The organism is Bacillus sp. S2(2024) (assembly GCF_050474045.1).
GTDB lineage: Bacteria > Bacillota > Bacilli > Bacillales > Bacillaceae_G > Bacillus_A > Bacillus_A yunxiaonensis.
The window spans coordinates 3,932,019-3,958,591 of the sequence record NZ_JBFLUS010000003.1 but is presented as its reverse complement, the minus strand read 5'-3'; the positions used below and the strand labels follow the sequence as shown (position 1 = coordinate 3,958,591).

The window sequence follows — 26,573 nt, the reverse complement described above, 5'->3', positions numbered from 1 at the left end:
TTTTTGCTTTGTGCAAAAAAATTATATTTTAAGCAAAAATCAAGAGCTAAAAATTAAAAATATCACTATACCTATAAAATTATTAATTTCATAAAAAGGATCTTTTTACTAACTTAGGATGTTCCAAAAACTGTTGATTATGAAACGTTCTCCCTCAAATTCTCTCAGCATACGCTTCAAAAATATATGCCAAAATCAAAAAGATTATTGTATAGTTTAAATATTAAATCAACTAGAAAGAACTATACAGCAGTTAGTGATGTTACATAATCACTTTTGAGAAAAAGATATTAACCTTGTTTCTATTTTATTACTAAAGGGGGATTAGACATGGCACAGCAACAATTGAAACGCGAACTGCAACCGCGTCACATCAGGCTTATGGCAATAGGCGGGATGATTGGGACGGGAATTTTCAAAGGAAGTGCAGATACGATTTCAGCCGCAGGGCCCGGCATCGTTTTTTCTTATTTATTTGCAGGATTTCTTCTTCTCATTGTTATGAGCGCAATAGCGGAAATGGCTATTGCTTACCCGGGCTTAAACATTCAAGGAATGATTCAAAAAGCTTTCGGTTCTCGTTTCGCCTTTGTCGTTGGTTGGCTCTACTGGATCGACTGGATTTTAGTTATTATTGTTGAGGTTTTGGCAGGGGGGAGCTTTTTACAATACTGGATTCCATCCGCTCCTTTATGGCTGCTTAGTCTAGTATGTACTGCGTTTCTTCTCATTATCAATTTGATTAGCGTCAAACTTTACGGTGAAATAGAGTTTTGGCTTGCGAGTATCAAAATTATTACGCTTGTTTTATTTATTTTGCTTGGTTTTGCCTTATTATTTGGCCTCATTCCAAATCATGAAGCAGTATATTTTACAAACTATACAAGTCACGGCGGATTCTTTCCGCAAGGATGGGGAAGTGTTTTTACAGCACTCTTAATCGTTGTCTTTTCTTTCGGAGGCTCAGAGTTAATCGGATTAACTGTAACAGAAACGAAAAACGTGGAACAAACGCTTCCTAAAGTAATAAAAGGGGTCATGTTCCGAGTAGTTTTATTTTACACATTACCTATTCTCATCATCACTGGACTTATCCCTTGGGACGAAGTAGGAAAGCAAGGCAGTCCTTTCGTACAGGTTTTCTCTGCAACTGGATTACAAGGTGTAGCACATATTATGAACTTTATTTTATTGACCGCTGTGTTGTCGGCTGCCAATTCAGGAATGTATGCTACTTCCCGCATTTTGTACTCTCTGGCGCAAAATAACGAAGCTCCTGCTCTATTTTCTCGTCTTACTAAACGTGGTGTTCCTGTATGGGGGGTTCTTGTTAGTTGCACTGGTCTATTAATTGGGGCTTTTATCGCGTTCCTTACACCAGAACATGTCTTTGGCTATTTGATGTCTATCCCGGGCTTTACTGTTTTGCTTATTTGGACTAGCATCTGCCTTGCGCAATTCAAGTTGCGTAAACAGTATCCTAAAATGCCGTATTTTCGCGTATGGTTCTTTCCATACAGCACCTTGTTTGCAGCAGCTGCCTTGGCAATTATTTTTATTTTCTTCTTGTTCAATGCAGGGAATATAATTAACTCTATTGTATGCGCAAGTATTCTTATCCTTTTATCTGTTCTATCTATTTTGGTTGGCAGAAAGGAATCGAAATAGAGATTTTTAGCTTAAAAAGGAATATCACTTTCTAAGAGCAAAAAGGTCGTGTAAAGCGGCCTTTTTGTTTTGGTATTTTCATTAAAAAAGTTTTTGCAAGAAATTTTAGATGATTAATAGTAACTATGGAACAAATAATTTTTTCACATAAAGTTCAAATAAATAACATTTGAAAAACTAAAAGTTATAGTATTATTTAGGTAAGTCGAATTTTTCGACAAATTAAGACAAATATTTTACAAAGCGCGAAAAATTTTGTGATTGTATTTTTCATTCTATATCTTTGATGCCAAAGAAAATGAGGAGGAATGATTATGACAAGAAAGTCCCGTCAATTACTCAGTAAAACATTTAAAGAATTAGTGCAAGAAAATAAACAAAAGATACTTAATGATAAACAAGAGTTGGAAAGAATTGAACAAAGAATTGAACAACGTTATATAATTACAAAACCAGCCTCATAATGGCTGGTTTTTTCATTAAAATTTTTGGAATCATCGAATCTAAAAATTCAAATTTGGTTCTGTTACTTTAAACTTTCCTGATTTATCTACGATGAACATGACATTACTATCCCTAATATCCACCCCTTGTTGTATAGAAGCAGGACTAGAATATATGGTGCGAACTGCTATGTTATAAACTCCCTCTGTTAATACGTGGCTTTTTTCAAAATCATCCACAATACTTTGAGCATTAGGCACACTGCCACTATTTTTATAGGTGTTGTAATAGTAAATAAAATTGATGACTCCTATATAGTTGGCATTATTTCTAGGTTTACTAACCTTTACATTTTTAATTATTTTGTCAGTGTTTAATTTTTGTTCTTGTTTAAAGTCTTCAATCAATTCTTTTTCTTGGTGTTCATCTATATTTACATGTAAATAGTAATAGAAATTTTGTTTTCCCTTATCGTAGTCGTTAGGGGATTCACTTAATAAGTTATACTTTTTTATAATTTTATCGGATTGTTTCAAAACATCACTATGTTGTTCAACATAAGCTCCTTTGAATATTTCTAAGAAAACATCATCGCCACTATCTTTATCTATTTCATGTGAATTTCTGTCTACAATTAAATAAGCAAAGGTATGATAGGGTTTATTAATTTCTACATAAGTCTGATGATCAATACCTTCGAACCAATTATTATCAGCAGAAAGAATTTTAAACTCTCCATTCTTTATTCCATAGTTTTTTGACAAATAATCTCCTATTGGTTTATTTAGTTTTGTTTTTGTAAAACAACCGCTTAATAGGAATATTGGTATGCTAAGCACTAAAATTAAAACAACTGCTTTAATTTTCTTCACTCTCAGTTCACCTGCTTCCTATAACACATTTCATACAATTATAGTTAATAGGTGCGCCCCTTAATTTTTAAATTCTAAGTCTTGATAACATACAATCTTTCTAATGTGTGTTCAAATGGCATATGTATCCCCCTTTATGTAAATATTTACTCTATACATAGTGCGGTAAATTCTGAAAATTAAAATAAACAGATGGATAAAAAGCCATCTCCTTATTTTTTTACAAAGTCATTTTCTGAAATCACCGTAAAACCATGTCGTCTGAATAATGCAGTCGTAACACCGTAACCATCTTGTTTTTGACCATTAAATTCACCTGTATAAATGACGGAACTTCCGCAAGATGGACTGCGTTCTTTCAGAATAATATATTCAGGGTTTAAATCTTTTATTTGATGTAATGCTTCATAGGCCCCCGCAATAAAGATTTCTGTCACATCATTTCCGTTTTGGTCTATTACTTTTGCAGTTCCATTCAATACATCGTCACCGTTTCCACCGACAATTTCGGCTGGTGTACGAGGTGTTGGCAATCCGCCTAATACTTCCGGACAAATAAGAATCGTTTCTTCTTTTTCTAGCAGTTCTTGAATCTTTGCAACGAGATTATCATTTCCGTCATAACGACAAGCAATTCCAGCTAAACACGCACTGATTACAATCATGTTTTCACCTCATTTTGATGGATTTACTTTCATCATACAACAAAATCTTTCGCCACTTTTATGTTTTTCTTCTTATTTATAAAGTGAAACTTCCATCGGTGTGGGGTTACTGCCCGTTAATGCGGGATAAACAGGGGGATGAGCATGAGTAAATTGTATACATTAATGAAAGAATATAGCGAATTTCAAAGTAAAGAAGAGTTTAATACATATCAACAGCAAATTTTGACGCAGTATCAAACGCATTTGAATAAAACAGATTTTCTTGTGATCTGTTTGTTAGGAAGGTATGCGATAAACGAAAAGCAAAAAACGGTTGGTGTTGCATGTCCATTAATGGAAACGGTTGCGGTGAAATTAGGGAAAAGTATACGAACTGTACGCCGTTCTGTCGCAAAGCTTGAGCAGCTTAGTATTATTAAGCGTGTGTTCACGAAGGTAAGATATAAGCGCGGGGGATATAGTGCGAATTTGTATGTGTTTTGTAAACGGGCAGTTGACCGCATGAGTGACCGTATGCAAATGACCGCATGTGAAAATGGCGAGAGTGCAGGAGAGTGTAAGAAGGAGCAGTTGAATGAGGAAACGGAAACTAGTGTTTATGAAAACAATTTAAAGATACAACAGAAAATAAAAACGTATGATATGGACGAAACGTATTGCCGTCATGATATTCCAGTGCAATTTGTAGATGCGATTTCACCAATGTCTCGTCATCCGCAAACAATTAATTTTGCTTGGAGTAAAGTGGAACTCGCTTATAAAAAGAGCGGTTTATTTGAGCTAGGGTTGTTGTGGGAACAGATTATGAAGCATGATGATATACAAATGCAAATCATTCGGCGGACAAAAAGTGTTGTAAGGGCATATAAGTACGGTGAGATTCGCAAAGATTTTGGTGCACTTTTATATGGTACGACGCAGGCGTTATTTTTAGATGTCGCATTAGAGTGGGGAGCGGCAGTGAGAAGGAACAGCGGGATTGTTTTATATAATCCATTTGAAGGTGAAAAAAGAAAAGAGTCATGCTTATGAAGCATAACTCTCTAGTTTTAATCAAATTTTCGTACAATCGGAACGCGAATTGCGATAAATAACACAAATAGAATGACAGCAATTGCACCGCTTTTCATAATCGTGACAATCGGTATCCCAGCAGCTAATGCAAGTGAAGTCAGGGCATAAGAAATCGGGATAAAGCCCATCGATGATAGCATGAGTAAGCTCATAACTCGGCCCATCATTTCTTCTTTCACAGTTGATTGAATCATGGCCATTAATGGTACGATGGCCATTGCGATTGAAATGCCGTAAAAGCAACCTGCTAGAACTGCTTGCCAAAGTGTTGTGCTAAAGTTAATAGATAAGAAGAAAACACCGGATAGCAGCATCATAATAATGCAAAATAAACCGCGGCGCCGATTAATATTTCGCAGCCCGACGATAACTGCACCAATGGCCATTCCCCCGCCAACAGCAGCTTCTAAGTAACTAAAGTGGAGCGAGTCACCGTGCAGTACATCTTTAATGAACAGCGGAAAACCGACTTGCATCGGTCCGATTAAAAATAAATTCAAAAAGGCGCTGCAAATAAGAAACGTTGATAAAAATGGTGATTCTTTCACATAAAGGATGCCTTCTTTAATAGAAGTAAACATGCCTTTGTTTTGGTTTGTTTCTTCTTGCAATGTACTTGTGTGAACTTTTTGGATAAGTATGGCAGCAATAAGTAATAATAAAATCGCTATCGCAAAGATTGTTTCATAATTACTGAATTTAATTAGTATCCCGCCAAGGACAGGACCAAGAATAACAGATGCTTGGTTTGTCATTTGCGTGAGTGAATTTGCTTGTGTAAGGCGATGCTTCTCTACGAGATCCGGTAAGATAGAGCCATCAGCTGACCAGAAAAAGGCATCAGCTAAACCAAAGAAGAGCGCAAAGAAAGCAAATGTGTATAATGTAACGTGCCCAATGATGAACCAAATGAGAATGATCGTTACAAGAAGCGCGCGCACAATATTAGAATAAAACATGATGTTTTTTTTCTGGAATTTGTCTGCAACGGCTCCGCCGATAATCATAAAGATTAGGCGCGGAACACTAAGAGCAACAAATACAACTCCGAGTGATGCTTCTAAGTTTAATGTTTTTGCTATGTACCAAGTTTGCGAAAACGTAAAAAATGCTAAGGCAAAGCTTGAACATAAGGTAGCGCCCCAAAGAAACAGGAAATTTGTATTTTTTAATAAAGGCGTTCCCATTTCTTTTACAGCAAGTTTACTTTTATGTAATTCCTCCATATGAATCCCTTTCTGTCATATGTCTTTTTATCTTTGTTAACAGTTTCTAATCTTTCTATACAGATACTTTTTCATTGTATTCAAAAAAGCGGAATTTGCCCAGCAGATTGCTGAAGCATAAAAATAAGAAGGTGCCGAGGCATCTTCTTATTTACACTTTAAACTAATGCAATGTAAATATCAACTTGTGCATTATTTGGCTCGAAAGATCGTTCATCGTACAGCTCGAAATCTGTTGTGAATGCACGGTTGTTTTCTTTTGACCATTTCCAAATGTCTTGCCATGTTTCTGCTATAATTTCTGATAATGGGCCTTTGCGAGTTGTAAATACGGCATATGTAGCGGCAGGTATAGTGAGTACCGTCATATTTTCAGGTGTATTGCTTATAGTCGAAACTGGAACACCGATTGTATACGTGTAGTTACCTGTTTCATCAGATTCATAGTTTGAATACAGTGCCATCGTTTCTGTTTGGGTAGCTTTATTTGGAATCTGGTTGGTGATTTGTTCTTGGAAGTATTGATCCCATAGGTGAGGGATTTTTCCATCGCTGGACATTTCAATTTTATTGTTTGTAGTAATGGAAATACCGATGGCTTGAAAAGTTTCTTTTTTTACAATTGTAGGTTGAATCATCGTATCATCCTCCTTTTTATAGAACGAATGTTCTTTTTTTATTATACCATAATTATCCAAAGAGGAGGTGCTTGAAAATGGTTATTTTTTTATAAAAAGGACTCCTTTCCATTAGAAAGGAGTTCTTCAACGTATCTATTTCAATTAAAACATACTAGAACTATGCATTGGTTGCAGCTTCGCATTTGGATCGAAGTACGCTTTTGCGTTATTTACTGCCGTTGGCGCTTCGCCAAAGCCGCATGCAATTAGTTTTACTTTTCCTTCGTATGTGCAAATATCACCAGCTGCGTAAATGCCAGGAATGTTTGTTTCCATTTTTGAGTTCACAATGATACTGTTCTTTTGGATATCTAAACCCCAGTCTTTAATTGGACCAAGAGAAGAGACGAAGCCGTAGTTTACGATGACATCATCAACATCAATGACAACTTTTTCTTCCGTTTTCACGTGTTGAAGTACAACTTGTTCAATGTTCTCTTCACCAATCAGTTCAACTGGAATGTATGGCGTTTTGACTTGTGCACGCGAGTTCATTAACGTTTCAACGCTATGCTCATGTGCGCGGAATTTATCACGACGGTGAACGATTGTTACTTCCTTTGCGATTGGCTCTAACATCATTGTCCAGTCTACCGCAGAGTCACCGCCGCCAAACACAACAACGCGTTTGCCAGCAAATTTATTCATATCCTCAACGAAATAATGTAAGTTTGCTTTTTCGAATTTCTCTGTACCTTCTAATTCTAAACGGCGCGGCTGAAATGCACCGTTTCCAGCTGTAATGATGACTGATTTAGAGTAGTGTGTTTCTTTATTTGTTACAAGCTTGAACACACCATCTGCTTGTTTTTCTAACGTTTGAACAGCTTCTTCTAAGCAAACAGTTGATTCGAACTTGCTCATTTGTTCTTTTAAGTTATTAATGAGTTCTTGTGCACGAATTTTAGGAAAACCTGCGATATCATATATGTACTTTTCAGGATATAATGCAGATAATTGACCACCGAGTTGTGGCAAGCTTTCAATAATTTTTACGCTTGCTTGTCTCATACCGCCGTAAAAAGCTGTGAATAATCCAGTTGGACCTCCACCAATAATAGTGATGTCGTATACCTTTTGATTTTCTGTCACTGTTTACTCCCCCTATAATTAGGAAATTTTTCGTGATTCTCCTATATACACTCGTATGTATGTTATACGAAACTTCCGTGAACAGAGTGCAAGCGCACTCAAGACAAATGATATCATATTTTATAAAAAAAAGCGTTAGAAAACGACTGAATTGTGTATACACTTTGTATAAATCTGTTAGAAAAGAATATCCAAATAGGTGAAGTATACATCTTATGGAAAGTATAACCATTTGTAGTTGGTGAAATAAAATTATAGATTATGGTTCCGCATTTGAAGGTGAAAAGACTGTAACTGTCCGTTACATGCTGAGTACATAAAGGAATGTGAAAAAACTTAAAAAGACCTCGTTATTTTAAAATATTGATAATTCTACAACTGCTTGAAAAGTAAAGAGAAAACGACTAATATAGGAAAGTAAATGTGTTAATTTTTTATGGCAAATTTCGTAACATTTTTCAAACTTAATTTTTTTATTTTGTCTAGATTGTGAAAAAGTCTACATTCTTAGCATTTAAATTGTTTTAGCATTATTTTTGCTATTTTTACTATCTATATAAAGAAGATTAATTTTTTTATTTTGTCTAGATTGTGAGAAAGTTTACATTCTTAGCATTTAAATTGTTTTAGCATTATTTTTACTATCTATATAAAGAAGAGGGTTGTGATTAGGGTGAAGAAGCCAAAAATCGTAGTTCTAGGCGCAGGTTATGGCGGAATGATTACTACTGTTCGTCTGCAAAAAACATTATCTGTAAGTGAAGCTGAAATCACATTAGTAAATAACAACAGCTATCATTATCAAGCAACTTGGTTACATGAAAGTGCAGCTGGTACGTTGCATCATGACAAAGTTCGCTTAGAAATCAAAGATGTAATCGACACAAATAAAGTAAACTTCGTACAAGACACAGTTGTAGAAATTAAAGCAGCTGAAAAGCGCGTTATTTTAAAAAATGGCGAGCTAGAGTATGATTATTTAGTAATCGGTCTTGGTTTCGAGTCTGAAACGTTTGGTATTAAAGGATTAAAAGAGCATGCATTCTCTATTGCTAACATTAATGCAACTCGTCAAATCCGTGAGCATATGGAATACATGTTCTCACTATATGCTTCAGAAAAACGTGACGAGTTAGTTACAATCGTTGTCGGCGGTGCTGGATTTACAGGTATCGAGTATGTAGGTGAACTTGCAAACCGTGTTCCTGAGCTTTGCAAAGAGTACGATGTTCCTCGTGAAAAAGCACGTATCATCTGTGTTGAGGCTGCTCCAACAGCGCTTCCTGGTTTCGATCCAGAGCTAGTTGAGTACGCTGTAAAACAATTAGAGAAAAAAGGTGTAGAATTCCGCATCGGTACAGCAATTAAAGAAGGAACTGAAGAAGGTATTCTTGTTGCAAACGGTGACGATGTAGAATTACTGAAAGCTGCAACTGTAGTTTGGGCTGCAGGTGTTCGCGGTAACGGTATTGTAGAAGAGTCTGGCTTTGAAGCAATGCGCGGCCGTGTAAAAGTGGACGAGTACATGCATGCTCCAGGTTATGAAGAAGTATTCATGGTTGGTGATGCAGCGTTAATCATTAACGAAGAAATTAACCGTCCATACCCACCAACAGCACAAATTGCAATTCAACAAGGTTACAACATTGCACATAACTTAGCTGTTCTTGTTCGTGGTAAAGGCGAAATGCAGAAGTTTGTATTCGATAACAAAGGTTCTGTATGTTCATTAGGTCACGACGATGCAATGGGCGTTGTAATGGGAAAAAAATTAACTGGTTGGAAAGCTTCATTCATGAAGAAAGTAATCGACAACCGTTACCTATTCATGCTTGGCGGACCTTTATTAGTTCTTAAAAAAGGTAAGTTAAAATTATTTTAATATGTAATGTAAAGCAGAAATGGCTGAAAGCTGTTTCTGCTTTTTTTATTTTTTAGTCTGATTTTGCTCTTCTACTATTTCTTTTAATAAACCTTCAAGGGAGTGTAGGCGATATTTAATTGGGAACTTCATTAAAAAGATAGAATGTGCCTTAATTTGATTTTACTGAACATTCTAAAATAAAAAGTTCTTTTTATAAAGGATACACATTTTCAAACATTCTCATTTTGAGGGCTTTACCCCGCTAATCGCGGGCAGTAAGACTCCCACTGACGGGAGGTTTACTTTATAGTATAATGAAAGAAAAGAATGAATATTCTGTTCGTTTGATTGGAAGGGGTTTGCAACGATGAGTAAGCGAGGAAATGTGTGGCTGGCGGTAAGCGGTCTTGTTATCACAGCAGATGGCAGGTGGCTTGTCGTTAAGAAAAAATATGGTGGATTAAAAGGGAAATGGTCATTGCCTGCTGGTTTTGTGAATGAAGGAGAAACAATTGATCAAGCAGTGCAGCGTGAAGTATTAGAAGAAACAGGAATTGCCACAAATGTAAAAGGGATAATGGGTGCACGATCTGGCGTGATACGCGGTGAGATTAGTGATAATATGATTATTTTTCTTTTAGAGCCAAAAGGAGAAGATATTGTCATCCAAAAGAGAGAATTGTATGAAGGAGCATTTTTATTTCCAGAAGATATCGCACATGATGAAAACACTTCAGTATTAATACGTTATTTGTTAGAAGCAATGCCAGCACCGCTTTTTAAAATGGACGAGACGTTAAATCCAGGAGACCAGTTTGGTTATACGGTATATAACGTTTTTGTAGGAAGAGCAGATCGATAAGTAAGAAAGGGTGAAGAAATCATGAGCATACCTGTTTTATTAATTTCAATGATGTTATTTTTAGTCTTATTTTTTGGAATTGGTTTTTTATTAAATATGATTTTACGAGCAACATGGGTGATGGTCGTTGTATATCCGCTTATTTGTGTGTTTATTATTGATAAAGTTGATTTCTTCGATTATTTTGTACAACCGAAAAAAGCATTTTCTTTATTAGGGACAAGTTTTCTTCATCTTGGAAAAGCTGATATCATGATCTTATCAACTGGCTTAGTTGGTGCCGCTTTATCTGGTGTTGTGATTAAATCACTACGTCAACGTGGATATCAAATGTTTTGAAGCTCCTTTCTTAGGAGCTTTTTTTATTTGTCTAGCTTCAGCGCCCAGCCCCACGAGTCGCTTCACTCTTGAGGGTTGGTTCCAGTGCTTTTCGTGGTTAAACAGGACGCTTACGCTTTTCTTGTGAGTATTTTCTTCATCAGTTTGGAAACAATAATGATGAAGGAGTGTGGAAAATAAAAATGATAAAACGATATAGCATTCGCGTGATGATGGTTTGCTTATTTTTGGCTGCACTATGTGTAACTTGGCAAGCTGTGTCAGGAATCTCTCTTTCTGAAATGATTCATATGTATAAGAAAAATGAAGTGAAAGAAGTACACGCAGCTGAGCAAGACAAGCGGACAATTCCAAGTATGGAAGTCATTCGTGCTCTTGAGAATACAAAGGATTGGTCAAAATATCGTTCGATGGAAGTTACAGCAACAGGATATACAGCAGGTATGGAGTCAACTGGGAAGACAAAAGGGCATCCTGAGTACGGGATTACATATTCCGGTGTGAAAGTAAAGCGAGATTTATATTCAACAATTGCTGCTGATTTGCGCGTATTTCCGATTGGAACAATTTTATTTGTTCCTGGATATGGCTATGGTGTTGTAGCAGATAAAGGCGGTGCGATTAAAGGGAATCGCCTTGATTTGTATTATGAAACTGTGCGGGATGTATATAATCAATGGGGAAAGAAAAAATTGAATGTTTATATTGTGAAAATGGGAAATGGAAAGCTTACAGAAGAAGATTTAACACTTTTAAATGAAGATGAAACGATGCAAGTGTTTCGCGGCCAATATTTAAAACAACGATAGTCTAGACGCTTATAGCGCTGGACTTTTTTAAATTCTCTTGTAATTATAAAGTGAAATGAAGGGAAAAAACGCAGCAAAGGGAGAGAAAGAATGGAAGACTATCCTTTAGCGTATTATGAGTTTTTTATAAGATATAACGAAGGCGATTATTATACGTGTCATGATTTATTGGAAGAAATGTGGCTCGAAGATCGGGGGAATTTGTTTTTAAAAGGTTTATTGCAAATGGCAGTTGCCCAATATCATTATAGCTATGGGAATATAAAGGGAGCACGAATGATGATGGAAGTAGCGGAAGAGTATTTAACTCCATATTGTCCTGTGTATTGGAATTTGAATGTTGAAAAAGTCGTACACTTTATTCAAATGTGTCGCAAAATTTTACCGAAAGAGATAAATCAAATTCCATACGAGCAAGTTCAAACCTTGCCTCAGCTCCCAGAGTTTATTTTATATATGGAAGAAGTTTGAATTGTCGCATTTTCCCGAAAATAAGTCTATAATAGAGACAGATAAAATCTGGGGGTGCTAGCATGTTTCAAATACAAAAAGAACTAGCAAGTCATGAAGCAGTAGTTGTAGCCTTATTTGAAGATGAGGTAATGAGTAGTTTTGTAAAAGAATTAGATCAAGCGTTTGCTGGACAGTTACAAGTGCTATTAGACGAAAAAGAAATTTCTCCGAAGAAAAAAGTGATTTCTAAAGTACATAGCTTAGGGAAAACAAATGTAAAGCGTTACTATTTTGTCGGTCTTGGCAAAAAAGAAAGATGTACAACAGAAACATTGCGCAGTGCACTTGGTAAGTTAGCGAAAACGTTACACGGTGCAAAAGTAAAAAATGTAGCATTTGTATTAGATTCATTCGTTACTGAAAAGATGGACGCAATTGATGTAGCGCATATTGCAGCAGAAACATATTGCCTTGGTACATATGAATTAATAACATATAAAACAAATCAAAAAGAAGCACATCAATTAGAAAGCTTTGTTGTTATTACAGAAGAAGATCCGCAAGAAATTGAAGCAGCGTTAACAGTTGGTTATGTACACGGCCGTGCTACAAACTCTGCGCGTACGCTTGTGAATCTGCCGCCAAACGTATTAACGGCAACAGCTTTAGCAGACTATGCGGTTGAGCTGGCGGAAAGATATGATATGGACTATAAAGTACTTGAGAAAGAAGAGATGGAAGAGCTTGGGATGGGTGCGCTTCTTGCAGTTAACCAAGGTTCTACAGAACCGCCAAAAATGATTGCTCTTTTATACAAAGGTAAAGAAGAGTGGACAGATGTAATTGGCTTAGTTGGTAAAGGGATTACATATGATACAGGTGGTTATTCTTTGAAACCGCGCGAAAGCATGGTTGGTATGAAAGGCGATATGGGCGGCGCAGCAGCTGTTCTTGGAGCGATGGAAATTATCGGTGAGCTTCGCCCAGAGCAAAACGTAGTTGCGATTATTCCTTCTACGGACAATATGGTGAGCGCAACTGCATTTAAACCAGATGATGTGATTACCTCAATGAGCGGTAAAACAATTGAAGTATTAAATACAGATGCAGAAGGTCGCTTAGCATTAGCTGATGGTATTACGTATGCGAAAAAGCTTGGTGCAAATTATCTTGTTGATGTAGCGACATTGACAGGCGGTATTATCGTTGCTCTTGGAAACCATACAACAGGTGCAATGACAAATAACGAAGCACTTTATGAGCAAATGTTAGAAGCAGCGATGGAAACAGATGAGCCAATTTGGCAATTACCAATTTTTGAACGTGATAAAGAGCGTGTTCGCAATAGTAAATTTGCGGATTTAAACAATTCGCCAGGACGCGATGGTCATGCAATCATGGCTGGAACATTTCTTGGAGAGTTTGCAGAAGAAACACCTTGGGTGCATTTAGATATCGCAGGGACATCTGATACAAAGAGCGCAAACGACTTAGGTCCTGCCGGCGGAACAGGAACAATGGTGCGCACATTAGCAACATTTGTTGAGCGTTTTGGGGAAGAGTAAGATCAGAATGAATACGTATATATAATATATGAAATGACGTGCAAGCAGATAGAAGGTTTGCACGTCATTTTTTAGTATGTTTTGAAAGGAGCTACAATCTATGAAGAAAATGTTTATCCCCATTTCGATGATGATAAGTTTATTTGTACTTTTGACAGTAAGTATATTTTACAATGATTTAAAACAAAACTATGATGTGATTTGGGCACAGCATTCGGATCATGAAATAAAACAATATGCTATGAAATGCTTACAAAAAAATAAAATTTCATATCAAATCGATAACGACAGTAATGTGAAAATCATGAAAAAAGATGTAAATAAAGCAGTTATGTCTTGTACATAGTTTCAAACACGTACCAGTCATTTTTCTTATAAAGAAATTGTGTACAATGTACCATCCAAAGCAAAAGAAGTACGTCCAGTTTCTTCTGATACAACTAATACAAAGGCATCGCTTACTTCTGATAAGCCAATCGCAGCACGGTGCCGAGTACCTAATTTTCGTTCCTTTGCTACACGCTGAGATAACGGGAGAATGTTAGCAGCAGAAATGATATGGTTCTCCTTGATTAGTACAGCCCCGTCATGCAAAGGATTGCCTGGATAGAATATGGATTCCAATAAAGGGGCCGTCAGCTGTGCAGTGAGCGGTGTTCCAGATTGAATAAAGTTATCGAGTGCGTCTTGTCTTTCAATGGCAATTAAAGCACCGTGCTTTTTTTCTGCTAGGTGTTGCATAGCTGTTGTTAAGGAGATGTAACAATCGGTAAATGGTGATAAATATGTCTTCATATAATAAGAAGCAGCGTTTGCCTGAATATGCATGAGCATATGTTGGATTTCCTCAACTTTACATAAAATACATTCATGCTCATTATCTAAGGCTTGTTTTATTTTTGTTAATTCCACTTCAACATTTTGAATGGATTCTTTAATTTGGTGTTTTAGTTTTTCTGATAGTGTCCATTCTTCCATGGTAATCCCCTTTTTGTGAAGTATTGATTCTAATCGTTAGTTTGCACAAAATATAGAAATATAAAAGGTAAATCCTTTCTAAATGTCAAAACATATTGAGGATGGTGTAGTTTTTTTCATATAATGGGAGTATGTTAATCGAGGGGAGAGGACAACGTGGATTGGAAACAAGAATATAGTCGCTGGATGTCATTTGCAAATTTAGATGCAGAACTAAAGGAACAGCTAGAAGCGATGCGGCAAGATGAAAAGAAAATAGAAGACAGCTTCTATAAAAACTTAGAGTTTGGTACAGGCGGTATGCGCGGAGAAATTGGTGCTGGTACAAATCGCCTGAATGTATATACAGTTCGTAAAGCGACAGAAGGACTAGCGCGCTTTATTGCTAAGCAAGGGGAAGAAGCGAAAAGACGCGGTGTTGTCGTTGCTTATGATTCTCGTCATAAATCTCCTGAGTTCGCAATGGAAGTTGCAGCAACACTTGGTGCACACGGTATTAAAACATATGTATTTGAAAGCTTGCGTCCAACGCCAGAGCTATCATTTGCAGTGCGTTATTTACATACAGTAAGTGGGATCGTTCTTACAGCAAGTCATAATCCTCCTGAGTATAATGGATATAAAGTATACGGAGAAGATGGCGGGCAGCTTCCACCGAAAGAAGCTGATGAGCTTATCGATTATGTTAATGCAGTAGAAGATGAGTTAACAGTAACAGTTGCGGATGTGGAACAATTAAAGGTAGATGGCTTATTGCAAATAATTGGAAAAGAAGTTGATGATGCGTATGCCAAGCAGTTACAAACTGTTATCATTAACAAAGAGCTTGTACAAGAAGTTGGCAAAGATTTAAAAATTGTATTCTCACCGCTTCATGGAACGTCAAATATTCCAGCGCGCCGTGGATTAGAGGAAGCGGGCTTTACGAATGTAACGGTTGTAAAAGAACAAGAATTACCAGATCCAAACTTCTCTACAGTAAAATCACCAAACCCAGAAGAGCATGCGGCATTTGAACTTGCGATTCGCTACGGTTTAGAAACAGATGCAGATGTATTAATTGCCACAGATCCAGATGCAGACCGTCTTGGTGTTGCTGTTCGTGATCATAACGGTGAATATCAAGTGTTAACTGGAAACCAAACAGGTGCATTAATGCTTGATTATTTATTATCGCAAAAGAAAAAGAATGGAACATTACCAAGTAACGGCGTTGTGTTAAAAACAATTGTAACTTCTGAAATTGGTCGTACAATTGCAGAAGCATATGGTTTAGATACAGTTGATACATTAACAGGTTTTAAATTTATTGGTGAAAAAATTAGACAATACGAAGAAAGCGGACAATATGAGTTCCAGTTCGGATATGAAGAAAGTTACGGATATTTAATTCGTCCATTCTGCCGCGATAAAGATGCAGTTCAATCTGTGCTCTTTGCTTGTGAAGTAGCGGCATACTATAAATCGCAAGAAAAAACACTGTATGATGGTTTATTAGAGGTGTTTGGCAAGTATGGTTATTTCCGTGAGGATCTTGTATCGCTTACGTTAAAAGGAAAAGACGGTGCGGAGAAGATTCAACAGATGATGACATCATTCCGTGAAAGTGCACCGAAAGAAGTAGCTGGTATTACAGTAACAGCGGTAGAAGATTACAAAGCAAGCAAGGCAACATCTCTGAAAGATGGTCATGTAACAGAAATTCACTTACCGAAATCAAACGTATTAAAATACCAGCTTGGTGATGGTTCTTGGTTCTGCCTACGCCCATCTGGAACAGAGCCGAAAATTAAGTTCTATTTTGGTGTAAAGAGTGATTCCTTGCAACATAGTGAAGAAAAGCTAGCAGCGATTAAAGAAGCTGTTATGAATCTTCTGTGATAAAATAGAAGTAAATAAGTGAGAGGAGAGCGGATATATACGATCTCCTCTTTTCGTTCCTAGAAAAGAAAGTGGTTTAATTGATGGATTTTTATGCTTGGAATGACAAATTTTTTATAGGACTATTAGAACATGTACATATATAATAGAAAGAGATGTATGAGGAAATAAAATAGAAAAGAGGTTACCTTACATGAAAAAAGTAAGAAAAGCGATTATTCCTGCAGCTGGTTTAGGAACACGCTTTTTACCAGCAACAAAAGCGATGCCGAAAGAAATGCTCCCGATCGTTGATAAACCAACGATTCAATATATTGTAGAAGAAGCTGTTAAATCTGGTATTGAAGATATTATTATTGTTACGGGGAAAGGGAAACGTGCAATCGAAGATCATTTCGATAACGCGTTTGAACTTGAACAAAACTTATTAGAGAAGAAGAAATATGAATTGCTTGAAAAAGTACAAGCTTCTTCTAAAATGGTTGATATCCACTATATTCGTCAAAAAGAACCAAAAGGACTTGGACATGCGGTATGGTGTGCACGTAAATTTATCGGTGATGAGCCGTTTGCAGTATTATTAGGTGATGATATTGTACAAGCTGAAAAACCATGTTTACGTCAATTAATGGATGAATATGAAAAAACACTTTCTTCTGTAATTGGTGTGCAAACAGTTCCAGAGCAGGAAACACATCGCTATGGTATTATTGATCCACTTGAGCAAGAAGGACGTCGTTATCAAGTAAGACAATTCGTTGAGAAACCTGTACAAGGAACGGCACCATCTAATTTAGCGATTATGGGACGTTACGTGTTAACGCCAGAAATTTTTATGTTCCTAGAAGAGCAGCAAATTGGAGCGGGCGGCGAAATTCAATTAACGGATGCTATTCAACGATTAAATGAAATTCAGCGTGTATTTGCATATGATTTCGAAGGAAAGCGTTATGACGTTGGAGAAAAATTAGGATTCGTACAGACAACGATTGAAATGGCGCTTCAGCATCATGAGTTAAAAGATGATATGCTTGAGATGATGAGAAAGATTCTAGAAGAACAAACAAAAGAATTATAAGATAGAAAATCCCTTAGCCATATTTGGCTAAGGGATTTTTTTAAGATATTGTAGAATGCGAATGCTGATAAGCTGAGCGGCGCACAGCATAATAAATGCGCGGTGCAACCATTGCTCCAAGTGCAGTGAAGGCGATATCTTTTACAGCAAACCACATCATAATTTTCCAAGCAGCTGCGTAGCTAATATGACCGCCTACCCAGTTATTTATAGCTAAGTACATATAAGTTGTTCCAATAATATAGACAAGAATGATTCCGACAGCAGAAGCAGTAGCAAATGTACCGAATTTTGGATTTTTGACCTGTTCAACGATTTTGCCTGTTACATAGGCAACAATAATGAAAGCAAAAATAAATCCGCCAGTTGGGCTCAATAGGGTACTAAATCCAGCTTGAAAGCCAGCAAATATAGGTGCTCCTGCAATTCCAACTAGTGCATAAACAATCATAGATAAGGCTCCGATTCTGCTTCCAAGAAGGAGACCAGCTAAAATAGCAAAGAACGGTTGCATAGAAAGCGGAACACCAGCAACTTGTAGAAATGGTGCCCAAGATGTAATGTTTGCACCGATCGCCATAAGTGCGACAAACATTGCGGCTAAGGCTAAGTCAGATGCACGAAGTTTGTTCATAATGTTAACCTCCTGTTGTTTTGTAGTTAACATTATCGTACTGAATGTATCTATGCATTGTCAATTAGAATATTTTGATACCTTGGCTTTAATACTTCACGAAGCAGCGTATAAGGAATACGGAATTGTGGAATGCCGCTTACATACGGTGCAATTTCGTACAGCGGAAAGTAAATCATGAGATGGTTTTGTTCTAAAACGTATTTCAGTTTTTTTTCGCTCATTACTTTCTCGGCAGCATCAGGGAAGAAGTTTTCCTTATTTTGTTCAATTTGTCTAACGATTTCTGTCTTAATGATTGTTTCATATTGACCATCTTCTTGAAATAAATCTGCTAAGCGAAGCGGTTTGTTTTTCTCTAGATCGAATGTATTTGCTTTCCATTCGTACATGCCATGAGCGCCGCCCGTATATTGATAGCGATTTACATATAGACTGAGTAATGGAAACTTATTTAATCCTACTTTGTAGTCAACATTCGCGATGTATGGATGGAATGGAGCATCTGTCTCTTTTGATTGTTCATAATATGTTTTCGCATCTTTTTCTAATTTCTTTTTAAACTGGTTTGTGCTTTTTTCATAATATGTATTTAATTTTTTTTGAAATTGTTCATCTGGAATATTATGAAATTGTGGATAATTGAGTTGATATTCAAAATAAGGTTTTTTACCTTTTTGGGTCATAGTATGAACTTTAATTGTAAGGTTAGATGGTTGGGCTGCTATTGCACTTTTTGGTACAATAGCGATAGAGAAGCAAAAAAATAATATAATATATAATAGTTTCTTCATGAAATGTACCTCCATGTATTATAGACTCACTGATAGTTTGAAAAGAAATAGATAATATTATGCATTTTTTGGTAATTCGAAAGGGGATAGTCGTATGCCTAAAACATTAATGGAAGCATTAGGTATTGAATTATTAGAAGTGACAGAGGAGAAGGTTGTAGCGACAATGCCGGTACATGGAAGTACGCATCAGCCACTTGGTTTTTTACACGGAGGAGCATCTCTGGCTGTAGCAGAAACAGTTGCAAGTATTGGGACATATAATTTAATTGATCAAGATAAATATCTGTGCTTTGGCCTTGAAATTAATGCAAATCATTTGCATTCAAAACGAGACGGAATTGTAACAGCAATCGGAACACCACTTCATAAAGGAAAGTCGACAATGGTGTGGGATATTCGAATTATTGATGAAGACAATACTTTAATTTGTATTTCAAGATGTACAGTTGCGGTGAAAGAGAAACGATAAAAACGATTGCCGATATAGGCAATCGTTTTTTCTTTTTTTTTGCTGCATTTATATTGAGAAGATAAAAAAACGACTGCTTCAAGCAATCGTTTTTTTTATTAAAACTGGATTTTCTTCTCTAAGAAGCCTTTTAATTCGCTAATTGGCATACGTACTTGTTCCATTGTGTCACGGTCACGTACTGTAACTGCTTTGTCTTCAACAGAGTCGAAGTCATAAGTGATACAGAATGGTGTACCGATTTCGTCTTGACGGCGGTAACGTTTACCGATAGAACCTGTTTCATCGAAGTCTACCATGAAGTCTTTTGCAAGTTCTGCGAACACTTCCCCAGCACCTTCAGATAGCTTTTTAGAAAGCGGCAGGATTGCTGCTTTAAATGGTGCTAATGCTGGGTGGAAACGAAGAACTGTACGAGAATCGTTTTCTAATTGCTCTTCTTCGTATGCATCACATAAGAATGCTAATGTTACGCGGTCTGCGCCAAGAGATGGCTCGATGCAGTATGGTACGTAACGCTCATTTGTTTGTGGGTCTACGTAGTTAAAGTCTTCAGTAGAATGCTCCATATGACGGTTTAAGTCAAAGTCCGTACGAGACGCGATGCCCCAAAGTTCGCCCCAGCCAAATGGGAATCTAAATTCGATATCAGTTGTTGCGTTACTGTAATGAGATAATTCTTCCTCACCGTGGTCGCGAAGACGCATACTTTCTTCGTTCATACCAAGTGTAAGAAGCCAGTTTTTACAAGTGTTGCGCCAAAATGTGAACCATTCTAAATCGTCGCCAGGTTTGCAGAAGAATTCAAGTTCCATTTGTTCAAACTCACGCGTACGGAATGTGAAGTTACCAGGTGTAATTTCGTTACGGAAACTTTTACCGATTTGGCCGATACCAAATGGAAGCTTTTTACGCATAGAGCGTTGAACGTTTTTGAAGTTTACGAAAATACCTTGTGCTGTTTCAGGACGAAGGAAAATTTCGTTTGTGCTAGATTCTGTAACACCTTGGAATGTTTTAAACATTAAGTTAAACTGACGAATTTCAGTGAAGTCTTCGCTGCCGCAATCTGGGCATTTTACTTCGTGTTCTTTCATTAATCCAGCCATTTGATCGAAAGTAAGACCGTCAACAATCATTTCGATACCTTTTGCATCTAAAGCATCTTCAATTAATTTGTCAGCACGGTGGCGCGCTTTACATTTTTTACAGTCGATCATTGGGTCGTTAAAGTTACCAACGTGACCAGATGCTATCCAAGTTTTTGGGTTCATTAAAATTGCCGCGTCTAAACCTACGTTATACGGAGATTCTTGAATGAATTTTTTCCACCAAGCTTTTTTCACGTTGTTTTTTAATTCGATACCAAGTGGACCATAATCCCAAGTATTTGCAAGACCGCCGTAAATTTCAGAACCCGGGAAAACAAAACCACGATGTTTTGCTAAGTTTACAATTTGTTCCATTGAAGCCATTTTCCATTCCTCCTTGAAAGGTAACGTATTGACGATGAAGGATAGAGTAGTACTTGCAGAAGTGATAACTGGGGACGGACCGCTTTTAAATACAAAAAAACGCTCATCCCAAGGCTTATTTAGCCTAGGGACGAGCGTTTGCCCGCGGTTCCACCCTAGTTGACACACAAAATTGTATGTCCACTTTATATTGTATTGCTCGGGACTGCCTTTTTCCTTGCAGTTTCAGGCTTTCACCATCCCTGAATCGCTTCGTTTTTGCAAGTACTTATTTGTCCTTCATCGCTACCATATTTAAAAAATAGATGACCATATTTTATCATGTTCTTTTCTAATTCACAATAGAGAGACGTGTTTAGTGTAGTATATGCACTGTCTGTTATGTAGTATAGCCCAAAACTTACTGCTGGAATACTTCTTTAATATGTTTAATACCTTCCCGTTTACTAAGCGGTGCAAGATGATGTGTTTGTACGAATTCCCATACAGCTTGCGGATTTGTTTTTGCGTATTCACGAAGTACCCAGCCAATTGATTTTTGAATGAAAAATTCTTTAGAGTGACTGAGTTGTTCAATTAAAGAGAAGAGGAGTTCCGTATCCGTTTTTTCTTTATACTTAAGCTGGAATAAAAGGCATGTTCGTTGCAGCCACATATTGTTAGAAGTCATCCACTTTTGCACATATGATTCGATTAAATGCGGATGCGCCGCCAAGATGAGGCCGACAAAATGACTTGCAAGCATATCCACAGAATCCCACCATGATTTTGTAGTAATGAGTTCTTCTAAGAGTGGTAAATGCGTTTCATTTAAATGTTTGCGATATTTATCTAATAGAGTTAAAGCGAGCATTTGAAACTCTCGTTCTGGCAATGCCCATAGTTCATGAAGAATGACAGGAAGGTCTGCTACTTTTGGTGCTTCATTGTTTTGTAGTACTTCACGAAATAACTGTTTTCGCTCTGGCGTTTGAATCCCGAGAAATGGAAAGTGATTTTTCAAATAACGTTCCATTGATTCTGCTTTTTCGCGATTGCGGTGTGCTTCGAAATGTTTTTGTAAGCTTTCGGTGAAAGGATGCATATGTTCACTCCTCCTTATTCTTATTTTTTATTTAATTGTAACGTTTTTTGGAAAAGATAAAAATTTTTTTATCCGCTTCTTAATACTTTCCGTTACGAATATATAGAAAAAGAACGGAACTAAGTTAAAAGGGGGTATTGAGATGGGGGATCAAGTTGTAATAAGTGGGACAGCGAATGATGGGATTATAGCCGGTTTTTTAGCGTTAGGACTTATTTTTGTTATTATCTTTTTAGTCTGGGTTGTAGTTGCTTATTTATTAACAGCATTCGCGCTGTATAACATGGCAAAAGCTGATGGATTGGAAGATGCCTTCTTTGCGTTTATTCCATTTTTAAATTGTAAAATATGGGGAGATTTAATTGGAAAGAAATTACCGCAATTTATGGAGCCTCAATCCGGGTGGAAGTTATTTGGTGTGTATGTTGCCTGCTGTATTATCAGATGGATTCCATTTTTGTATACCATATCTTCAGTCCTATTGATTGTGTTAGGTATTTATATCGTATATTTACTATTAGAAAGATACACAACAAATGCAGTACTATTTACGGTGCTACACGTTATTACATGTTCTATTTTTCTTCCGATTCACTTATTTGTAATTCGAAATAATGAACCGAGGTATTGAGGATAAGAAAAAAACGGAAGGGGTTTCCTTCCGTTTTTCTTATCCAGCTCCATATTTACATTAAGTAACGTAAATAAATATAAATGTTCGAAATGATTAATGAAACAATTGTAATTGGGAAGCCGACCTTTAAGAACTCCATATAGCTAAAGCTATGTCCTTCGCGGTTTGCAATGCCTGCAACGATTACGTTTGCGGATGCCCCGATTAATGTGCCGTTTCCTCCTAAACAAGCACCAAGTGCAAGTGCCCACCAGAGTACGTCGACCTGTGCATCAGATGGTGTTAAGCCGAGTCCAATTGCCATATCATTAATAAGTGGAATCATTGTTGCAACGAATGGGATATTATCAATCGTTGCAGAAGCGATGCCAGATACCCATAAAATAAGTACAGCAGCGAAGGAAATGTCACCGCCAGTTATATTTAATACTTGCTGTGCTAACGATTTAATTAAACCAATATCGATAAGACCGCCAACAAGTACGAATAAGCCAGCAAAGAAGAAAATTGTAACCCATTCTACATTAGCAAATACATCTTCAATTTCATGCTCTTTTACACCGATTAACATTAATACCGTTGCTCCTGTTAAGGCGATAATCGCTGCATCAACGTGAAAAATAGAATGTGTCATGAATCCGATGATTGTAAGCCCCAGTACAGTTAGTGATTTTTTCATAAGTACTGGATCTTTAATGTACTGCTTTTCATCTAGGCTCATTAACTTTTTAATTTGGATTGGATCAGCGACTAATTGTTTTCTGTACATGAAATACAGCATAACTGCTGTCACTGCAATAATGATGACCACAATCGGAGCTAAGTTCACTAAGAAAGTATTAAAGTCTAAATGTTTATTTGCAGAACCAATCATAATATTTGGAGGGTCACCGATAAGTGTAGCTGTTCCACCGATATTTGAGAAAATAATTTCTGATAGTAAATACGGAACAGGATTTACTTGTAAAATACGTGTGATAGAGAGTGTAACTGGTACAACGAGAAGAACAGTTGTTACGTTGTCTAAAAAAGCGGAGCCAACTGCAGTTAGTAAAGAAAGAATAATTAAAATCCGAATTGGATTTCCTTTCGCTTTCTTAGCCGATTTAATCGCAACATATTGAAAGACCCCTGATTTACTCGTAATGTTAACTAAAATCATCATACCAATGAGTAAGGTAATCGTTCCCCATTCAATATGCTTCGTAAAAGCGTTATGTAAATCAACAACTCCTACAATTACCATTAAGGCTGCACCAAGTAGCGCGATGACAGCACGGTTAATTTTTTCAGAAATGATGATGGCATATGTAACTAAAAAGACAGCAATTGCAAAATAGTATTGCCAGTTTGCAATTTCTTGTGTTGTTTCGTGCAAAAATCCCATCTCCTCTCAGTAGTTATTCTTATTATTTGATACAACTCTGTAATAAACACAATTAAAGCCATTATAAAGTAGAAAAATGTAAGATGTAAACGAAAGCGTTTATTTTGTCATATTTTCTGCACAAATGAATTGAGCTATTTTCTTGTTTTTGAAAATATTTGCTGCTATTTGACATATATATAAGATACATCTTATTGAACCACTCGGGCTTTTATGGACGCTGCCTCTTTCGCAATCAGGATTCATGTATGTAAAGTGTTCGTGGTTATTTGTTGTGATATAATGGATGAATATGGAAGAATTTATAAGGAAGGGATCGTATGGATGAACAACAATTATTATTTTTAGATTTTGAGTTCACGATGCCTCAGAATCGAAAAAAGCCAAAAGGATTTTTTCCGGAAATTATTGAAGTAGGAATTGTCTCGGTTGTAAATCATGTTGTAGTTGATACGTATTCTTCTTATGTAAAACCGGAAACTTTTTCAACGTTAACAGATCGGTGTAAAAAGTTTTTAGGAATTCAGCAAAAAGCAGTGGACGATGGGATTTCATTTGCAACACTTGTTGAAAAGCTAGCAAACTATGATAAACGTTGCAGTACAACAGTTGTGACGTGGGGAAATATGGATATGAGAGTGCTGAAACATAATTGCGAAGTAGCGCATATTCCGTATCCATTTGCGGGGCAGTGCCGTGATTTATCATTAGAGTATAAGCGTTTTTTTGGGGACCGCAACCAAACTGGATTATGGAAAGCTATTGAAGCGTATGGAAAGGTTGGTACAGGTAAGCATCACTGTGCGTTAGATGATGCGATGACGACATATAACATTTTTAAACTTGTTGAGAAAGATAAGCAATACTTAGTAAAACCAGCTCCTCCAACACTTGGCGAGCTTGTAGACTTTTCGAAAGTATTAAAAAAGGTAAGTGCACAATAACAGCCAAATTACAATTATAATTGTAATTTGGCTGTTTTGTTTGTTTAGCGCTACTAATCTTACAATTGATAATCATGCTTTAATTGTTCTAGCATTTGTAAGCTTCGCTCTGCAAATGGAGAGTCGTCTTCTTGTAATTGTCGCATTTGTTCTGTTAATGCTTTTTGAAGCGATTCTTTATAATCAGGCACTTCACCTTCATAGTGCTTGACCATTTGCTGCGGGATATTTGTTTGTTCACGAAATGCTAAGGCGCGGCGTTCATGGAAAAAGGGAACGTCAGCTTGTTTTACATTATGTAGGTCGCCTTGCATTGGATGTTTTACAACTGCGAGCACTTTTACAAGATAATGTTGTGGACGAACATTTGTAATTTCGCCAATGTACTTACCCGTTTTGTAAATGCCTGTTACGACATCACCAATTTGGAATGTTTCATTCATGTTTTTCACCTCTTTCTCATAGTAAGCAATGAAAGAGAAGGAGTCAAAGGAGAAGGAAGTTTTGTTTTGACTGAAAGTTCTGTATAATCGGTTGTATAAGAGGAATGAACAAAGGAGTGAAGATTTATGATGCCTTTATACTTTCCAGAAGACAAGACAGAATATATTATACCTGCTATTGTATGTGTACTATTTCTTATCGGAGCAGTTGCTACGTGGCGTATGTTTATTAAATCATCAGAACGAGAAGCAAAGAACTTGAAAGAGATGGAAAAACGTATCATGGGACAAGAGAAGCGGTAAAGTGAAACTTCCTTTTGGAGCGTTTTTCTCCAAAAGGTTAGCCCTCACCAATCGGGTTCTTACAGACGGTTTGTCATTACTTCGTAGCTAAGCACCTTACCGACTGTTAGAGCGGGATAAGTTGCTTTTGTATGTTTCCTTCTAGGCTCGGACAATATAAGAACAGAATGAGTTTGGAGGGAATACGGATGAAAAAGCAACTCGTATTGGGATGTTTCGCAGCTGTTCTCTTTGCTGGATGTGCGAAAGGGAAACCGACAGAAATAGAAGTGAAGCTTTACAATGCTTCTGGAGATAAAGTTGGAACAGCTAAGGTCACTCAGCAGACAAGCGGTGTAAAGATTTCTATTAAAGCAGAAGGATTTACGCCTGGTGCACACGGAGTACATATTCATGAAATAGGTGAATGCAAAGCACCGGACTTTGCTTCTTCTGGAAATCATTTTAATCTCGAGAAAAAAAAGAAGCATGGATTATTACATCCGAAAGGGTCTGAAAACGGAGACTTACCGAATGTAATTGCAGATGGTCAGGGAAAGATTAAGGCGGATATTACTGCGCCGCAAGTGTCTTTAAAAGAAGGGAAAACAACGATGCACAGAAAAGACGGTGCATCACTTATTATTACAGAAAATGCAGATGACGGGATGACACAACCGACTGGAAATTCAGGAAAACGAATTGCATGCGGTGTGATTGTGAAAAAAGCTTCGGATATAAAAAAGGAAAAAGAAAAAGGGAAATAAAGAAAACGTTCGGAAAACTGAACGTTTAAAGGCTGCCGTGAAAGTCTCGGCAGCCTTTATATATTTTGATGTCAAAATCGTTGATACAAGTTCTTGGATGCGGG

Annotated in this window: 29 protein-coding genes; 17 read left to right on the top strand and 12 right to left on the bottom strand. The window is 36.9% G+C overall.

All coding sequences use genetic code 11. The annotated features are described in order from the left end of the window. Nucleotides 1-330: 330 nt before the first annotated feature. Together AB1284_RS20115 and AB1284_RS20110 are read left to right on the top strand one after the other, a co-directional pair. The gene (locus tag AB1284_RS20115) at nucleotides 331-1,668 is read left to right on the top strand and encodes an amino acid permease (RefSeq protein ID WP_429753291.1); all 1,338 of its coding nucleotides are present in this window, start codon (nucleotides 331-333) and stop codon (nucleotides 1,666-1,668) included. A 308-nt stretch (nucleotides 1,669-1,976) separates the two neighbouring features. Beyond that, nucleotides 1,977-2,132: an FbpB family small basic protein gene (locus AB1284_RS20110; RefSeq protein ID WP_336482464.1), complete on the top strand. Its 156-nt coding sequence runs from the start codon at nucleotides 1,977-1,979 to the stop codon at nucleotides 2,130-2,132. Between the two features lie 39 nt (nucleotides 2,133-2,171). On the opposite strand, the gene AB1284_RS20105 is transcribed toward AB1284_RS20110, so the two are convergent. After that, entirely contained in the window at nucleotides 2,172-2,984 is an 813-nt protein-coding gene (locus tag AB1284_RS20105; protein WP_429753292.1) for a hypothetical protein, read from the bottom strand. 212 nt (nucleotides 2,985-3,196) lie between these two features. Further along, nucleotides 3,197-3,649, bottom strand: coding sequence for a DUF523 domain-containing protein (locus tag AB1284_RS20100; RefSeq protein WP_429753293.1), 453 nt, complete (start codon nucleotides 3,647-3,649; stop codon nucleotides 3,197-3,199). A gap of 144 nt (nucleotides 3,650-3,793) precedes the next feature. Here AB1284_RS20100 and AB1284_RS20095 point away from each other — a divergent pair, with 144 nt between their 5' ends. Next, entirely contained in the window at nucleotides 3,794-4,684 is an 891-nt protein-coding gene (locus AB1284_RS20095) for a helix-turn-helix domain-containing protein (RefSeq protein ID WP_429753294.1), read from the top strand. A 17-nt stretch (nucleotides 4,685-4,701) separates the two neighbouring features. Here AB1284_RS20095 and AB1284_RS20090 read toward each other — a convergent pair whose 3' ends face one another. From AB1284_RS20090 to AB1284_RS20080, 3 genes are all read right to left on the bottom strand, one after another. Then, nucleotides 4,702-5,952: an MFS transporter gene (locus AB1284_RS20090; protein WP_429753295.1), complete on the bottom strand. Its 1,251-nt coding sequence runs from the start codon at nucleotides 5,950-5,952 to the stop codon at nucleotides 4,702-4,704. 158 nt (nucleotides 5,953-6,110) lie between these two features. Further along, nucleotides 6,111-6,590, bottom strand: coding sequence for a GyrI-like domain-containing protein (locus AB1284_RS20085; RefSeq protein WP_429753296.1), 480 nt, complete (start codon nucleotides 6,588-6,590; stop codon nucleotides 6,111-6,113). A 144-nt stretch (nucleotides 6,591-6,734) separates the two neighbouring features. Continuing rightward, nucleotides 6,735-7,724, bottom strand: a complete 990-nt coding sequence (locus tag AB1284_RS20080) for an NAD(P)/FAD-dependent oxidoreductase (RefSeq protein ID WP_429753297.1) — start codon at nucleotides 7,722-7,724, stop codon at nucleotides 6,735-6,737. 673 nt (nucleotides 7,725-8,397) lie between these two features. Between AB1284_RS20080 and AB1284_RS20075 the strand changes: the two genes are divergently transcribed. The 7 genes from AB1284_RS20075 (at nucleotide 8,398) to AB1284_RS20045 (ending at nucleotide 13,962) form a co-directional block, all read left to right on the top strand. Then, the gene (locus AB1284_RS20075; protein ID WP_429753298.1) at nucleotides 8,398-9,606 is read left to right on the top strand and encodes an NAD(P)/FAD-dependent oxidoreductase; all 1,209 of its coding nucleotides are present in this window, start codon (nucleotides 8,398-8,400) and stop codon (nucleotides 9,604-9,606) included. A gap of 349 nt (nucleotides 9,607-9,955) precedes the next feature. After that, nucleotides 9,956-10,450: an NUDIX domain-containing protein gene (locus AB1284_RS20070; protein ID WP_429753299.1), complete on the top strand. Its 495-nt coding sequence runs from the start codon at nucleotides 9,956-9,958 to the stop codon at nucleotides 10,448-10,450. 21 nt (nucleotides 10,451-10,471) lie between these two features. Then, nucleotides 10,472-10,789 carry a YuiB family protein gene (locus tag AB1284_RS20065; RefSeq protein WP_336482474.1) on the top strand — a complete coding sequence of 106 codons (318 nt, stop codon included), beginning with the start codon at nucleotides 10,472-10,474 and terminating at the stop codon, nucleotides 10,787-10,789. Nucleotides 10,790-10,971: 182 nt separating this feature from the next. Continuing rightward, a complete protein-coding gene (locus AB1284_RS20060; RefSeq protein ID WP_429753300.1) occupies nucleotides 10,972-11,598 on the top strand; it encodes a 3D domain-containing protein in 627 nt (208 codons plus the stop codon). Between the two features lie 90 nt (nucleotides 11,599-11,688). Next, nucleotides 11,689-12,069 (top strand): DUF309 domain-containing protein, encoded by a 381-nt coding sequence (locus AB1284_RS20055; protein ID WP_429753301.1) that lies wholly within the window; start codon nucleotides 11,689-11,691, stop codon nucleotides 12,067-12,069. 62 nt (nucleotides 12,070-12,131) lie between these two features. Beyond that, nucleotides 12,132-13,616 carry a leucyl aminopeptidase gene (locus AB1284_RS20050; protein ID WP_429753302.1) on the top strand — a complete coding sequence of 495 codons (1,485 nt, stop codon included), beginning with the start codon at nucleotides 12,132-12,134 and terminating at the stop codon, nucleotides 13,614-13,616. A gap of 100 nt (nucleotides 13,617-13,716) precedes the next feature. Continuing rightward, a complete protein-coding gene (locus tag AB1284_RS20045; RefSeq protein WP_429753303.1) occupies nucleotides 13,717-13,962 on the top strand; it encodes a hypothetical protein in 246 nt (81 codons plus the stop codon). Nucleotides 13,963-13,988: 26 nt separating this feature from the next. Here AB1284_RS20045 and cdaS read toward each other — a convergent pair whose 3' ends face one another. Further along, the gene (gene cdaS / locus AB1284_RS20040) at nucleotides 13,989-14,594 is read right to left on the bottom strand and encodes a sporulation-specific diadenylate cyclase CdaS (RefSeq protein WP_429753304.1); all 606 of its coding nucleotides are present in this window, start codon (nucleotides 14,592-14,594) and stop codon (nucleotides 13,989-13,991) included. Nucleotides 14,595-14,750: 156 nt separating this feature from the next. Between cdaS and AB1284_RS20035 the strand changes: the two genes are divergently transcribed. Next, the gene (locus AB1284_RS20035) at nucleotides 14,751-16,475 is read left to right on the top strand and encodes a phospho-sugar mutase (protein WP_429753305.1); all 1,725 of its coding nucleotides are present in this window, start codon (nucleotides 14,751-14,753) and stop codon (nucleotides 16,473-16,475) included. Nucleotides 16,476-16,668: 193 nt separating this feature from the next. Continuing rightward, entirely contained in the window at nucleotides 16,669-17,553 is an 885-nt protein-coding gene (gene galU, locus AB1284_RS20030; protein ID WP_429753306.1) for a UTP--glucose-1-phosphate uridylyltransferase GalU, read from the top strand. A gap of 40 nt (nucleotides 17,554-17,593) precedes the next feature. Here the strand turns inward: galU and AB1284_RS20025 are convergent, their stop codons facing one another. Next, nucleotides 17,594-18,187 (bottom strand): biotin transporter BioY, encoded by a 594-nt coding sequence (locus AB1284_RS20025; protein ID WP_429753307.1) that lies wholly within the window; start codon nucleotides 18,185-18,187, stop codon nucleotides 17,594-17,596. 50 nt (nucleotides 18,188-18,237) lie between these two features. Continuing rightward, the gene (locus tag AB1284_RS20020; RefSeq protein ID WP_429753308.1) at nucleotides 18,238-18,981 is read right to left on the bottom strand and encodes a DUF3298 and DUF4163 domain-containing protein; all 744 of its coding nucleotides are present in this window, start codon (nucleotides 18,979-18,981) and stop codon (nucleotides 18,238-18,240) included. 94 nt (nucleotides 18,982-19,075) lie between these two features. Here AB1284_RS20020 and AB1284_RS20015 point away from each other — a divergent pair, with 94 nt between their 5' ends. Further along, on the top strand, nucleotides 19,076-19,453 hold the full coding sequence (locus AB1284_RS20015; RefSeq protein WP_429753309.1) for a hotdog fold thioesterase: 378 nt from the start codon (nucleotides 19,076-19,078) through the stop codon (nucleotides 19,451-19,453). A 98-nt stretch (nucleotides 19,454-19,551) separates the two neighbouring features. On the opposite strand, the gene AB1284_RS20010 is transcribed toward AB1284_RS20015, so the two are convergent. Both AB1284_RS20010 and AB1284_RS20005 read right to left on the bottom strand, forming a co-directional pair. Then, entirely contained in the window at nucleotides 19,552-20,928 is a 1,377-nt protein-coding gene (locus AB1284_RS20010; protein WP_429753310.1) for a glycine--tRNA ligase, read from the bottom strand. Nucleotides 20,929-21,328: 400 nt separating this feature from the next. Next, nucleotides 21,329-22,012: a DNA alkylation repair protein gene (locus tag AB1284_RS20005; protein ID WP_429753311.1), complete on the bottom strand. Its 684-nt coding sequence runs from the start codon at nucleotides 22,010-22,012 to the stop codon at nucleotides 21,329-21,331. 142 nt (nucleotides 22,013-22,154) lie between these two features. Here AB1284_RS20005 and AB1284_RS20000 point away from each other — a divergent pair, with 142 nt between their 5' ends. After that, nucleotides 22,155-22,643 carry a hypothetical protein gene (locus AB1284_RS20000; protein ID WP_429753312.1) on the top strand — a complete coding sequence of 163 codons (489 nt, stop codon included), beginning with the start codon at nucleotides 22,155-22,157 and terminating at the stop codon, nucleotides 22,641-22,643. A 55-nt stretch (nucleotides 22,644-22,698) separates the two neighbouring features. On the opposite strand, the gene AB1284_RS19995 is transcribed toward AB1284_RS20000, so the two are convergent. After that, nucleotides 22,699-24,024: an ArsB/NhaD family transporter gene (locus AB1284_RS19995; protein ID WP_429753313.1), complete on the bottom strand. Its 1,326-nt coding sequence runs from the start codon at nucleotides 24,022-24,024 to the stop codon at nucleotides 22,699-22,701. 329 nt (nucleotides 24,025-24,353) lie between these two features. Here AB1284_RS19995 and kapD point away from each other — a divergent pair, with 329 nt between their 5' ends. Next, nucleotides 24,354-24,977, top strand: a complete 624-nt coding sequence (kapD, locus tag AB1284_RS19990; RefSeq protein WP_429753314.1) for a 3'-5' exonuclease KapD — start codon at nucleotides 24,354-24,356, stop codon at nucleotides 24,975-24,977. 59 nt (nucleotides 24,978-25,036) lie between these two features. Here kapD and AB1284_RS19985 read toward each other — a convergent pair whose 3' ends face one another. Continuing rightward, nucleotides 25,037-25,420 (bottom strand): kinase-associated lipoprotein B, encoded by a 384-nt coding sequence (locus AB1284_RS19985; protein ID WP_429753315.1) that lies wholly within the window; start codon nucleotides 25,418-25,420, stop codon nucleotides 25,037-25,039. Between the two features lie 126 nt (nucleotides 25,421-25,546). Between AB1284_RS19985 and AB1284_RS19980 the strand changes: the two genes are divergently transcribed. Next, nucleotides 25,547-25,723, top strand: coding sequence for a hypothetical protein (locus AB1284_RS19980; protein WP_429753316.1), 177 nt, complete (start codon nucleotides 25,547-25,549; stop codon nucleotides 25,721-25,723). A gap of 188 nt (nucleotides 25,724-25,911) precedes the next feature. Next, nucleotides 25,912-26,469 (top strand): superoxide dismutase family protein, encoded by a 558-nt coding sequence (locus tag AB1284_RS19975; protein WP_429753317.1) that lies wholly within the window; start codon nucleotides 25,912-25,914, stop codon nucleotides 26,467-26,469. Nucleotides 26,470-26,573: the final 104 nt, after the last annotated feature.